This is a genomic window from Streptomyces noursei ATCC 11455 (genome assembly GCF_001704275.1).
Lineage (GTDB): Bacteria > Actinomycetota > Actinomycetes > Streptomycetales > Streptomycetaceae > Streptomyces > Streptomyces noursei.
On the sequence record NZ_CP011533.1, the window covers coordinates 2,533,540 to 2,546,487 of the forward strand.

9 protein-coding genes are annotated in these 12,948 nt (G+C 73.6%); 3 read left to right on the plus strand and 6 right to left on the minus strand.

Features of this window, described 5'->3' with window-relative positions:
* Positions 1-57 precede the first annotated feature (57 nt).
* A complete protein-coding gene (locus SNOUR_RS10605; protein ID WP_067345986.1) occupies positions 58-1,011 on the minus strand; it encodes a LysR family transcriptional regulator in 954 nt (317 codons plus the stop codon).
* Positions 1,012-1,129: 118 nt separating this feature from the next.
* Between SNOUR_RS10605 and SNOUR_RS10610 the strand changes: the two genes are divergently transcribed.
* On the plus strand, positions 1,130-1,687 hold the full coding sequence (locus tag SNOUR_RS10610) for a GNAT family N-acetyltransferase (protein WP_067345987.1): 558 nt from the start codon (positions 1,130-1,132) through the stop codon (positions 1,685-1,687).
* Positions 1,688-1,772: 85 nt separating this feature from the next.
* On the opposite strand, the gene SNOUR_RS10615 is transcribed toward SNOUR_RS10610, so the two are convergent.
* The gene (locus SNOUR_RS10615; RefSeq protein WP_067345989.1) at positions 1,773-2,930 is read right to left on the minus strand and encodes a helix-turn-helix domain-containing protein; all 1,158 of its coding nucleotides are present in this window, start codon (positions 2,928-2,930) and stop codon (positions 1,773-1,775) included.
* 133 nt (positions 2,931-3,063) lie between these two features.
* Here SNOUR_RS10615 and SNOUR_RS10620 point away from each other — a divergent pair, with 133 nt between their 5' ends.
* Positions 3,064-4,497 (plus strand): MFS transporter, encoded by a 1,434-nt coding sequence (locus SNOUR_RS10620; protein WP_079142493.1) that lies wholly within the window; start codon positions 3,064-3,066, stop codon positions 4,495-4,497.
* Here the strand turns inward: SNOUR_RS10620 and mgtA are convergent.
* Both mgtA and SNOUR_RS10630 read right to left on the minus strand, forming a co-directional pair.
* The gene (gene mgtA / locus SNOUR_RS10625) at positions 4,445-7,228 is read right to left on the minus strand and encodes a magnesium-translocating P-type ATPase (protein WP_079142494.1); all 2,784 of its coding nucleotides are present in this window, start codon (positions 7,226-7,228) and stop codon (positions 4,445-4,447) included. The two genes, SNOUR_RS10620 and mgtA, sit on opposite strands and share 53 nt — an antisense overlap.
* Positions 7,229-7,937: 709 nt before the next feature.
* Positions 7,938-8,474: a winged helix-turn-helix transcriptional regulator gene (locus SNOUR_RS10630; RefSeq protein ID WP_079142495.1), complete on the minus strand. Its 537-nt coding sequence runs from the start codon at positions 8,472-8,474 to the stop codon at positions 7,938-7,940.
* Between the two features lie 72 nt (positions 8,475-8,546).
* Between SNOUR_RS10630 and SNOUR_RS10635 the strand changes: the two genes are divergently transcribed.
* Positions 8,547-10,010 (plus strand): MFS transporter, encoded by a 1,464-nt coding sequence (locus SNOUR_RS10635; protein ID WP_067345994.1) that lies wholly within the window; start codon positions 8,547-8,549, stop codon positions 10,008-10,010.
* A gap of 171 nt (positions 10,011-10,181) precedes the next feature.
* On the opposite strand, the gene SNOUR_RS10640 is transcribed toward SNOUR_RS10635, so the two are convergent.
* Together SNOUR_RS10640 and SNOUR_RS10645 are read right to left on the minus strand one after the other, a co-directional pair.
* Positions 10,182-11,375, minus strand: coding sequence for an XdhC family protein (locus SNOUR_RS10640; protein ID WP_067345995.1), 1,194 nt, complete (start codon positions 11,373-11,375; stop codon positions 10,182-10,184).
* A gap of 34 nt (positions 11,376-11,409) precedes the next feature.
* Positions 11,410-12,876: an NCS2 family permease gene (locus SNOUR_RS10645; protein ID WP_067345997.1), complete on the minus strand. Its 1,467-nt coding sequence runs from the start codon at positions 12,874-12,876 to the stop codon at positions 11,410-11,412.
* Positions 12,877-12,948 lie beyond the last annotated feature (72 nt).

Here is a 12,948-nt window from a genome sequence, read left to right on the forward strand (position 1 = left end):
AGCTCCCACCACCCCCTGTTGGGGGGAAGCGGGGTCCGGGTCGGCGGGGCGGGCGGGTCAGCGGCAGATGGCCGGGGCGCCGCTCTCCCCCGCCGCCGCGCAGGCCCGCAGCAGCAGGTCGACGCCGTCGGGCGGGCCGGCGCGGCGCACCGCGAGGGAGGTGGTCAACTCCATGCCCGGGTTGCGGAACGGCAGGTACGCGACGCCGGGCGCGGGCAGCCGGCGGGCGTGCGCGTCGTAGACGACGGTCCACATCCCCGCGAGCGTGGTGCAGGCGCCGATCGCGGCGAGGGTGGCGTCCAGCGAGTCGTACCGGGGGCCCGGCGCAGGGGTGAAGCCGGCGCCGTGGCAGACGGTGACGACCAGGTCGACCAGCGGCGGATTGTGCCGACGGTCGGTCAGCGCCAGGGGGACGCCGGCGAGTTCGCCGAGGCTGAGGGCGCCCGGCTGGGCGGCCAGCGGGTGCCGGGCCGGGACGGCCGCGACCAGGGGATCCTGCCAGAGCGGCACCAGGCGCAGCCCGCCCAGGGCGGGGCCGGGGGCCGGGCCGCGCACGAACGCGGCGTCCAGGGCGCCGGAGGCGACCAGGGTCGGCCGCTCCCGGGCCGGTACGAGGACCGGCCCGACGGTGAGCCGCGGGGCGGTCCTCGCGAGCACGGCCAGCACCCCGTCCAGGCGCCCGGCCAGGCCCCGGCTGGTGCCCAGCCGCAGGGTGCCGGCCGGGACGGCGGCCACCGGGAGGGACGCCGCGGCCGAGCGGGGCGCGACCACGGCACGGGCGCGCTCCTCGGCGGCGAGCAGCGCCCGGGCCTCCGGGAGGAACCGCTCACCCGCGGCGGTCAGCCGCGGCTGCGGCGTCCCGGGGTCGAACAGCTCGGTCCGCAGCTCGTGTTCCAGCCGGCGGATCCGCTGCTGCACCGCCGACCGCACCAGGCCCAGGCGCAGGGTGGCCGGTCCGAGCCGCCCTTCCTCCGCGACCACGACGAAACAGCGCACCTGTTGCAGTTCCATGCCCGCCCCTCCCCGGCCCCGAGGGCCACGGCCCCCGTCGGCCACCGGCTCCCAACGGCGGTCGCCCACCGTTCAATTCCGTTGCCGCGCCGGCGACGGCGCGGACATCATTCCCTCCATGATCGATGCCACCGCGCTCGCCGCGAAGCCGGTCCTCGAAGGCGACCGGATCCGGCTGGTACCGCTCGCACCGCGGCACGCGGACGCCTTCCACGCCACCTTCCAGGACCCCGAGACCAGACGGCTGACCGGCACCCATCACCACTGGACGCGGGCCGAGATCGGCGACTGGACGGCCCGCTGCGCCGACCGCACCGACCGGCTGGATCTGGCCATCGAGGACCGACAGAGCGGTGCCTATCTGGGCGACCTGGCGCTGAGCCGGATCGACCGGGACAACGCCCACGGCTCCCTCCGGATCGCCCTGGTCCCCGCCGCCACCGGCCGCGGCCTGGGCCCCGAGGCGATCCGGCTGCTGCTCGACCACGCCTTCGACCGGGTGCGCCTGCACCGCGTCCAGCTGGAGGTCTACTCCTACAACGAGCGGGCCCGGCGCGCCTACGAGCGGTGCGGCTTCGCCCTGGAGGGCCGGCTGCGCGAGGCCCTGTACTGGGACGGGGCCTGGCACGACGTGCTGGTGATGGCGGCGCTGCGACCGGCCGGGCCGGCTCAGTAGTCCTCCCCGTCGAACGACAGCCGCTGGGTCTCCGGTGCCGCGTCGGGGGCATCGCGGACGATCGGGTCCCTACGGTGCGCGAGGGTCACGTCGGGGACGCTGACCGGGTGGGTCCGCCGCCCTCGTCCCGTCTTCCGCGCCGGGGCGCATCTCGGCCACGTGGCGCCCCGGCCCGGTGCCCACTCCCGGGCGGACCCCCGTTGCCGCCCTCGTCACCGTCACCGCCCTCGTCGCCGTCGCCCGCCAGCAGCTCGCCGCGCTCGGTGCGCCGGTAGACCACCCGCCGGCCGACCCGCGTCCCGACGATCAGCCCGGCGTCCCGCAGCACCGCCAGGTGGCCACCGACGGTGCCCAGGGACTGCTGGAGCCGGGCGGCGAGTTCGGTGCTGGTGGCGGGCTGCCGCAGGCTGTGCAGGAGAGTGGCGCGGCCGGTGCCCAGGAGACGTTCCAGGGCGCGGCCGGGGCCGGTGGTGGCGGCCGCCGGGGCGGTGTGCGCGGTGGCGGCGCCGCGCGCCGGATAGACCTGGGCGTAGTGGCCGGGCGGGCCCTCGCACAGCCAGGTGCCGGTGGCCAGGCTCACCGGCACGAAGAGCATCCCGCTGTCGCTGATGACGCGGTCGGGCCCGGGGCGGCGCCCGAAGCGGATGGCGTCCGGCCCCTCCCAGGTGCTGTGTCGGCTCATCTGGTCCAGCGCGCCAGGCCAGCCGCGGGTGGCGAGCAGGCCGGCCCGGTGGGCGATGTCGCGCTCCAGGAGAGCGCGGCGGCGGGGCCACTCCGGGGCGATGTGTGCCGCCCACAGGGCGTGCAGCACAGCGGCGGTGCGCGCGCCCCAGCCCTGTCCGGTGAGGAAGGACAGGTCGCGGGGGCGGCGGGGGTCGGCGGCGTAGCGGGGATGCGGGTGGGCCAGCGACGTCTCCAGTTCGGCACGGAAGACGGCGTCGGGGACGGCGCGCACGGCGGCGAGTTCGTCGACGAGGGTGGTGCGCAGGCCGTCCGGCGGCGGGATCGCCACGCAGCGGGGCAGCCAGGTCGTCGTACCGACCAGCCCCACCAGGCCGGCCGCGAACGGGTTGGCGGCCAACGCACCGGTGAAGGCCGGGAGTTGGCGGGCGTGCCAGGTCGCGAGCCAGGGGGCGGGCCGGGGCCGGGCCAGCGCGATCGCCGTGCCGAGCGTTTCAGCGAGCGGCGACAGCGCGAAGCGGGACCGGGAGAGGGCCAGGGGGCTCAGCCGCAGCACAGCCATCCGCCGCCGCCTCCCTCCGGCCGTTCGCCCGCGGTCGTCACCGGGCCGGGCCGGGTGTCGCCGGCCGGTGCCCGGACCTTTCGTCTCCGGCCGAAAGCATAGGATTCCGCGCCGGTCCGCGCAGACTCCGGCCATGGACTCCGCCTCCCGCCCCTCCCCCGATGCCGTCGACCCCGATGCCCCCGCCCCGCCGCCCTCCCGCGCAGCCGCCTCCCCCCTCTCCCGCGCAGCCGCCTCCCCCCTCTCCCGCCCTGGGTTTCGCTGGTTCCTGACCAGTCAGGCGGTGTCGCTGCTGGGGAGTGCCATGGCGCCGGTGGCGCTGGCGTTCGCGGTGCTGGACGGCTCGGGCGGTCGGCCCGGCGACCTCGGCGTCGTGCTGGCCGCCCGGATGCTGCCGCTGCTGGCGTTCCTGCTGGTGGGCGGCGCGACCGCGGACCGGTTCCGGCGCCGGACGGTGCTGATGGCCGCGAACCTGGGCGCCGCCGGCACCCAGGGCGCGGTCGCCGCGCTGCTGCTGACCGGGCACTACGCGCTGCCCCCGGTCGCCGCACTGGAGGTGCTCGGCGGGGTGTGCGCGGCGTTCACCACCCCCGCGCTGCGCGGCCTGGTCCCCGAGTTGGTCGGCACAGCGTCGCTGCGGCCCGCCAACGCCCTGCTGAGCACGGTGCGGAACGCCACCAAGGTGCTGGGGCCGAGCCTGTCGGGGCTGCTGGTGGTGGCGGTCGGCAGCGGGCCGGCGATCGCCTGCGACGCGGTGAGCTACGCGGTCGCCGCCGGCTGCCTGACGCGGCTCCCGGGCCACGGCGCCGCGCCCGCGCGGCGGCCGGCCTCGGTGTGGGCCGGGGTCCGCGGCGGCTGGCGGGAGTTCCGGCGGGTCCGGTGGGCCGGGCCGGCGACGCTGTCGTTCTTCGTGATCAATCTGGTGCAGACCGGGACCTGGCAGATCCTGGGCCCGGCGCTGACCGAGCGGGCCGCCGGCCGGGCCGCCTGGGGGCTCGTGCTCAGCGCCCGGGGCATCGGACTGCTGGTGAGCGGGGCGGTGCTGTACCGACTGACGGTCGGCCGGCTGCTGGCGCTGGGGCAGGTGGCGAGTGCGCTGGGGGCGGTGCCGCTGCTGGTGCTCGGGGCGCGGCTGGGCGCGCCCTGGCTGATCGCGGCCGGTTTCGCGGCGGGCCTCGGGGTCTGTGTGACCGGCATCGCCTGGGACACCTCGCTCCAGGAGCACGTCCCGGCCCATGCGCTGTCCCGGGTCGCGGCCTGCGCCGATCTGCTGGCGTACGCGGCGATCCCGCTGGGACAGCTGTGCGTGGGCCCGCTGGCCCAGGCGTACGGCGGTTCCCGGGTGGTCGCGGTCGCCGGGGCGGTGTCCGCGCTGGCCGCGGTGGCGCCGCTGGCGTCGGGGGCGGTGCGCGGGCTCCGGCACGCCCCGCCGTCCGGGGACGCGGCGGGCCCCGCGCCCGCGGCCCCGGCGCGTAGGTCCGGGGCCGCGGGCGCGGGGCCCGCCGCGGGTCGGCTCACAGCCACTCGCCGAACCGGCGGATGTACCAGCGCTTCACGCCCTGGGTAAGCAGGCAGTACGTCGCCAGCGTCGCCACCAGCCACGGGAAGTAGGCCAGCGGCAGCGCCTGCAGGCCCAGCGCCCCGGCCAGCGGCGAGAACGGCAGCCACAGGCCGACGCCCATCACCAGCGCGGTCATCAGCAGCACCGGCCAGGTGGCCCGGGACTGGACGAACGGGACCCGCCGGGTCCGCAGCATGTGGACGACCAGGGTCTGGGTCAGCAGGCCCTCGACGAACCAGCCGGACTGGAACAGCGCCTGGTGCACCTCGCTGTCGGCGCCGAAGACGTACCACATCAGCGCGAAGGTGGTGATGTCGAAGACGGAGCTGGTCGGGCCGAGGACGAGCATGAAGCGGCGGATGCCCCGGGCGTCCCAGGTGCGCGGGGTGCGCAGGTAGTCGGCGTCCATCCGGTCCCAGGGCGTGGCCAGTTGGGAGATGTCGTACAGGAGGTTCTGCACCAGCAGCTGGAGCGCCAGCATCGGCTGGAACGGGATGAACGCCGAGGCGACCAGCACCGAGAAGACGTTCCCGAAGTTCGACGAGGCGGTCAGCTTCAGGTACTTGATGGTGTTGCCGAAGGTCAGCCGGCCGCGCAGCACGCCCTGGCCGAGGACCGTGAGGTCCTTCTCCAGCAGGATGATGTCGGCGGACTCCTTGGCGATGTCGACGGCGGTGTCGACGGAGATGCCGACGTCGGCGTCGCGCAGCGCCGCGGCGTCGTTGATGCCGTCGCCCAGGAACCCGACGGTGTGCCCGTCGGCCTGGAGGGCGCGCACGATGCGGGCCTTCTGCACCGGGTTGACCTTGGCGAACAGGGTCGCCGTACGGGCCCGGTCGAGCAGCTCCAGGTCGTCGAGGGCGTCGATCTCGGCGCCGGTGACGGGGGTGCCGGGGTCGATGCCGACCTGCTCGCAGACCCGGGCGGCGACCAGTTCGCCGTCGCCGGTGACGACCTTGACCGCGACGCCGTTGTCGGCGAGCGCCCGCAGCGCCTCGGCCGCGTCCCGCTTCGGCGGGTCCAGGAAGGCGAGGAAGCCGATCAGGGTCAGCCCGGCCTCGTCCGCGACGCCGTAGGAGGTGCGGACGGTCTCCGTGCCGTCGGGGTCGGCGGGCAGGGTGCGGACGGCCACCGCCAGCACCCGCATGCCCTGCCGGCTGTGGTCCTCGGCGGTGCGCAGCACGCTGTCCCGCAGCGCGCCGGTGAGTTCGACGCTGTCGCCGGCGTGGGCGACCCGGTCGCACCGGTCGAGGACCTCCTCCACCGCCCCCTTGGTGATCAGGAGGTGTTCGGCGGCGGGGCCGTCGAGGTCGTTGCGGCGCAGCACGACCGACATCCGGCGGCGCGCGAAGTCGAAGGGGATCTCGTCGACCAGCGTGAAGCGGGCGTCGACGACAACCTCCTCGGCCTCGTGCATCCGGTCGATGACGGCCTGGTCCATCAGGTTGCGCAGCCCGGTCTGGAAGTGGCTGTTGAGGTAGGCGTGTTCGAGGACCTCGGTGTCCGGCCGGCCGTGCACGTCGAGGTAGCGGTCGAGGACGATCCGGTCCTCGGTGAGGGTGCCGGTCTTGTCGGTGCACAGCACGTCCATCGCGCCGAGGTTCTGGATGGCGTTGAGGTGCTTGACGACGACCTTGCGGCGGGACAGCGCGACCGCGCCGCGCGCCAGGTTGGTGGTGACGACCATCGGCAGCATCTCGGGGGTGAGGCCGACCGCGACGGCCACCGCGAAAGTGAACGCCTCGGCCCAGTCGCCCTTGGTGAGCCCGTTGAGCAGGAACACCACCGGGACCATCACCATCATGAAGCGGATCAGCAGGAAGCTGACCTTCTTCACGCCGGTGTCGAAGCTGGTCTCCGGGCGCTCGCCGACCAGCGCGCCGGCCATCGAGCCGAGGTAGGTGTCCGCGCCGGTGGCGACGACGACGCCGGTGGCGCTGCCGGAGGTGACGGAGGTGCCGGTCAGGACGAGGTTGCCGGCCTCGACCGGGTCGCGGGTGGTGTCCTCGCCGCGGTCGGTGGCCAGCCGGGTGTCGGCCTTGGCGACCGGCAGCGACTCGCCGGACAGCGCCGCCTGACTGACCATCAGGTCCTTGGCGGCGAGCAGCCGCAGATCGGCCGGGACGAGGTCGCCGGCGGCCAGCTTGACGACGTCGCCGGCGACGACGTCGGCCATGGGGATCTCGACGGTGGCCGGGATCCGGCCGCGGCCGGCCCGGCGCTGCACCGCGGTGGTCGTGGTGACCAGGGCGCGCAGCGCGTCGGCCGCGGCCCCGGAGCGGTACTCCTGCCAGAACCGCAGTCCGACGCTGATCAGCACCATCGCGCCGAGGATGACGATCTTCAGGTCGAACGGCTCGGTGTCGGAGACCTGGAGCCACTGCCCGTACATCACGGCGACCAGCACGGCGAGCACCAGGATGAACGGGTTCCGACACGCCTTGGCCAACTGGACGTACCAGCGCGCCGGGCGGTCCTGGGCGATGGCGTTGGCACCGTCCCGCTCCCGGCGCAGCTCCGCCTCGCGGTGGGTGAGGCCGGCCGGGGTGCTGCCGAGGTCGTGCAGGACCGTCTCGGCGGGGAGGGCGCTGAACTCGGAGAGCCGGCCGGCGATCCGCCGGGTGCGGGCCGCCAGCTCGGCGGCCCGGCGCTCCCGGCGGGGGCGGCGGCCCGGCGGCGCGAGCGTCTCGGGGGTGGGCGGGGTGGGGGTGGTGGTCGGGGTGGTCTTCGTGATCATGACGAAACCTCCTGACGCACCCGCGGGCGGGCCGGCCCCGGCCTCCGCCGGAAATCCCGGAAGCCCCCGGAAGTCCCGGAAGCCCCCCCCCGCGAACGGTCCGGAAGAACATCCGGGAGCAGGCCGGGAGAAGGTCGATGGACGACCGGGAGGAGAGCGGGAAAAGCCGGGAGAAGGCGGGGAGAAGACCGGGTGGGGTCCTTGGGGAATCAGCCGGAGAACGGTCGGAAAACACAGGAGAATCCCCCGGAGGAGGTGATCCCTGCGTCCGGAATTCGCCGGACGGAATCCTTGTCGGAATGTTTTCGGGCAGGCCGAAGAAACCGGTGCGCGCGGGCGCTGAGAATTACGGAAAATTACCGGGAAAGGCATTCATCGGTGAACCGGACCGTGCGGAGGTACCGCCGGCACCCTGGGACCGAAGGCTCCGCACCCTTGCGGGCGTGCGGATGTGCCGGGTCCGGCGGGCAGCGGAAAGCGCCCGGGATTCACCGGTGGGAGCACACAGCAGTGCGGGGAAAAGCCGCGATCACGCGGAGAACGGCGCGATCAGCAGCGGGCAGCGCTGCGGCAAGGACTTCCTTCGGGACTCATCCCGATCACCTCCTTGCTCGCGCGGACATCGCGGGGACACCCCTTGGAAGGGCCCCTCGCTGCCCCATACTGCCATACGTTCACCGGTTGCCCGTCATTCTTTCACCCCATTCCCTCAGTGCGGGGTGTGAGCTGCGTCGCCTCGTTCGCGGGCGACCCGCTCGTCATAGGCGGCCCGGGCCACCGCGATTTCGCTTTGGTGTTCCTCGGTCCAGGTGACCAGGGCCTGAATGGTGTCGTGCAGGGTCGCGCCCAGCGGCGTGAGTTCGTAATCCACCCGGGGCGGCACGACCGGATGGACGGTCCGGCCGACCAGGCCGTCCCGCTCCAGCTGGCGGAGGGTGACGGTCAGCATCCGCTGGCTGATGCCGTCGATTTCCCGGCGGAGTTCGGTGAAGCGCAGCACCCGCCGGTCGAGCAGGGCGATGACCAGCAGCGACCACTTGTCGGCGACCCGGTCGAGGATCTGCCGGACCTCGCAGCCCTCCCGGACGTCCCACTGGCGGGCGTCGTAGTCGCAGTCGGCGTCCGCCGCGCCGCCGTCGGCACAGCCGCCGGGAACGCCGGGAACGGCGGCAGTGGCAGCGGCGGCCGGTTGTCCGCCCATGGTTCCTGTCAGGTGACCGGGTGACTTCATAGTGCCTTCTTCCATGATCCCCAACGGTGCCGCACGATGCGGTCAGTAACAAGAGGTAACCATGCGCGTCATGTAAGGAGCACCGCTATGTCCCGGTCCCCGGCGGCGTCCTGGCCGCTGCTGCTCGTCCTGTGTGGGGCGATCTTCCTGGAGGGCATCGACATCGGCATGCTGAATGTCGCGCTGCCCCCGATCCGCGGCGAACTGGGCCTTTCCACCGGCGCGTTGACGTGGGTGATGAGCGCCTACGTGCTGGGCTACGGCGGGTTCATGCTGCTCGGCGGGCGGGCCGCCGACCTGTTCGGGCGGCGCCGGATGTTCCTGGTGCCGCTCGCGGTGTTCACGGTCTTCTCGGGGCTGGGCGGGCTGGCCACCGAGGGCGCCACGCTGATCGCGGCGCGCTTCGTGACCGGGGTGTGCGCGGCGTTCATGGCGCCCGCCGGGCTGTCGATCATCACCACCGGATTCCCGGCCGGACCGCGCCGGGACCGGGCACTGCTGATCTACTCCGGGACCTCCGGCGGCGGCTTCTCGGCCGGACTGATCGCCGGCGGGCTGCTGACCGCGGTCGACTGGCGCTGGGTGTTCTTCGCGCCGATGGTGCCGGCGCTGCTGGTGCTGATGGCCGGGTTGCGCCTGGTGCCCCGGGACCCGGTGCGCACCGGTGGCCGGCCACCGGTGGACCTGGCCGGCGCGCTCACCGTGACCGGCGCGGTGCTGCTGCTCGTCCTCGGCGTCGAACAGGCCGCGCACGCACCGGTGTTGCGCACCGCGGCGGTGCTCACCGCGGGGGTGGCGCTGCTGGCGGCGTTCGTGGTGATCGAGCGGCGGTCCGCTGCGCCGCTGGTGCGCCTGGGCCTGCTGCGCTCCTGGCCGCTGGTCCGGGCCAATGCGATGGCGCTGCTGTTCACCGCGGGCTTCTTCGGCTTCCAGTTCGTCGCGGTGCTCTACTTCCAGGAGCTGCGCGGCTGGTCGGCCGAGCGGACCAGTTACGCGATGCTGGCGATGGGCGCCGATGCGGTGCTGGCGCCGGTGCTCACCCCGCGGCTGGTGCGGCGGTTCGGGCATGCCCGGGTGATCGTCGCCGGCCTGCTGTGCGCCGGGCTGGGCTATGCGCTGTTCCTGCCGGTGGGCGCGGACTGGCCGTACCCGGCGATGTTCCCCAGCATGCTGCTGGTGGGGATCGCCTTCGCCCTGGTCTACGGGCCGCTGACGATCGTGGCGACGGACGGGATCGAAGCCGCCGAACAGGGCCTGGCCGGCGGCCTGTTGTACACCTCGTTCCAGTTCGGTGCGGCCTTCGGGCTGTCGGCGGTGACCGCGGTGACGGTCGCGGTGACCGGGTCCGGCGGCTCGCCGGGCGCCGCGCTCGCCGGTTATCACGCGGGGCTGACCGTGCCGGCCGGACTGGCGCTGCTGGCCCTGGCGCTGGGGGTGACCGCGCTGGTGCGGCGCCGCCGGTCCGGGCCGCCGGGCGCCGCGCCGGGTCCCGAGCGGGATCAGGAGGCGAGCCGGCACGGGCACGGCCCCCACGCCACGCCCGTGCCGTGACGGACGGCACGCCCGCCCTCCCGCGGGACCGGCGGTGTCAGGTACACCGGTCCCGTAGGTCTGGTGCATCCCGTGTGCGGCGGTGCGCCGCGGCACTCGCCGTCCGGTACGGGTCCGGGAACGGCGGTAGGTGCGTCAACAGGCGCCCCTCCACGCCTTCCTGACGATGCGTCAGGCAACCTCGCCGATCCGCCCCACCGAGCGGGGGGCATCGTGGTGGATGGGGGTGTGCGCGCCGGTCAGCGGGGCGCCGGTGCCGCCGCGGCGGTTGGCGACGATCTCGGCGGCGATGGACAGCGCGGTCTCCTCGGGCGTGCGGGCGCCCAGGTCCAGCCCTATGGGCGAGCGCAGCCGGTTGAGCTCCAGTTCGGTGAGTCCGACGTCCCGCAGCCGCTGCTGGCGGTCGAGGTGGGTGCGGCGGGAGCCCATCGCGCCGACGTAGGCGACCGGGAGCCTGAGCGCCCGCTCCAGCAGCGGGATGTCGAACTTCGCGTCATGGGTGAGGACGCAGAGCACCGCGCGGGAGTCGAGCTCCTGGGAATCGAGGTAGCGGTGCGGCCAGTCGACGACGATCTCGTCCGCGTCCGGGAAGCGGGTCCGGGTGGCGAAGACGGGGCGGGCGTCGCAGACGGTGACGTGGTAGTTGAGGAACTTGCCGACCCTGACCAGCGCGGACGCGAAGTCGATCGCCCCGAAGACGATCATGCGCGGGGCGGGCACCGAGGACTCGACGAGCAGGAGCACCGGCCGGCCGCACTGCGAACCGTCCGCCCCGATCTCCACCGTCGTGGTCCGCCCGGCGTCCAGCAGGGCGCGGGTCTCCTCGACGGCGGTGCGGTCCAGGGCCGGGTGTCCGCCGAGGGTGCCGGTGTGGCTGCCGTCGGGGCGGACGAGGAGGGCGCGGCCGAGCAGATCGTCCGGGCCCTTGATGATCCGCGCGACCGCCGCCGCCTCCCCTGAGGAGGCGGCGGTCAGCGCGGCGGCGAGCGTCGCGGCGTCGCTGTCCACCGGGTCCCCCGCGGGGCCGCCGTCGGCGGCGGCGCCGGGGATGCTCGCCCGTACCGGAGTGATGAAGATGTCGATGATTCCGCCGCAGGTCAGACCCACCGCGAAGGCATCCTCATCGCTGTAGCCGAAGCGCTCCAGGACCGGCCGACCGGTCTGCAGTGCCTCCTGGCACAGCTCGTAGACCGCTCCCTCCACGCATCCGCCGGAGACCGACCCGATCGCCGTGCCGTCGCTGTCGACGGCGAGCGCGGCGCCGGGCTGGCGGGGCGCACTGCCGTTGGTCGCCACGACCGTGGCCACGGCGAAGGTGCGTCCCTGCTCGACCCACCGGTTCAGCTCGTCGGCGATGTCCAGCATGTCGGTCTCCTTACGGATGGGAGCGGGGCGGGCGTTACTTGACGCCCAGCCACTGCTCGATCGGATGGAGCGAGAAGTAGACGAGGAAGATGCCGGTCAGCACCCACATGAAGGCACCGATCTCGCGCCACTTGCCCTGGGCCGCCTTGATGGCGGTGTAGGCGATGACGCCGGCACCGACGCCGGTGGTGATCTGGTAAGTGAACGGCATCAGAGCCACGGTGAGGAACACCGGGATCGACGTCGCCCGGTCGCTCCAGTCCACGTGCCCCGCCACACTCATCATCATCGACCCGATGACGACCAGCGCGGCGGCGGCCACCTGGGCGGGCACGAGCTGGGTGACCGGGGTGAAGAAGAGGCAGGCCGCGAAGAGCAGACCGGTGATGACGGACGACAGGCCGGTCCGGGCGCCCTCGCCGACGCCGCTGGCCGACTCGATGAACACGGTCTGGCCGGAACCGCCGGTCAGACCGCCGATCGCACCGCCGGCGCCGTCGACGAACAGCGCCTTGGACAGGCCCGGCATCCGGCCCTTGTCGTCGGCGAGCTTGGCCTCGGTGCCGACACCGATGATGGTGGCCATCGCGTCGAAGAACCCGGCCAGCACCAGGGTGAAGACGATCATGGTGACGCTGAGTGCGCCGATGGAGCCCCAGCCGCCGAACTCCACGTGCCCGAAGAGCCCGAAGTCCGGCATGGAGACCGCGTTGCCGTCCAGGGTCGGGGGCGTGCCGCCCCAGTCCTTGGCCGTCAGCCCGCCGAGCTTGGTGGCGCCGATGGCCAGCGCGGAGCCGACGACGATGCCGATGAGGATGGCGCCGGGCACCTTGCGGGCCTGGAGCATGAAGATCAGGAGGAGGGTGATGCAGAAGAACAGGACCGGCCAGCCGACCAGGTGGCCCGAGAGGTCGCTGCCGAGGGTGACCGGGCCGCCGGCTCCCTTGCCCACGAAGCCGGCCTTCACCAGGCCGAGCAGGGCGACGAACATGCCGATGCCCATGGTGATCGCGTGCTTGAGCGCGAGCGGGATGGCGTTCATGACCATCTCGCGCAGCCCGGTGACGACCAGGAGGCAGATGACGACGCCGTACATCACGCACATGCCCATCGCCTGCGGCCAGGTCATGTGCGGGACCACCTGGGTGGTCAGTGCGGCGGAGACGTTGAGGCCGGCGGCGAGGGCCAGCGGCACCTTGCCGATGAAGCCCATCAGCAGGGTGCAGACCGCCGCGCCCAGGGCCGTGGCGGTCACCAGGGCGGAGTGATCGAGGCCGTGCTTCTGGACGTCCTGTACGGAGCCCAGAATCACCGGGTTGAGCAGCAGGATGTAACACATCGCCATGAAGGTGGTGATGCCGCCGCGCGTCTCCCGCGCGAGGGTCGACCCTCTGTCGGATATGTGGAAGTACCGGTCGAGCCAGGAACGGCCGGCGGGCTGGCGCGAGCCGTCACCCGCGTCTTCCGCCGTGGTCCTCGGCTCAGTGGACTGCTGGGTCATGGTGCCTTACTCCCAAGGTTCATAGGGGCCCTCGCCGAGGCGACGAGATTTGGGATGGATATTCGGCTGCAC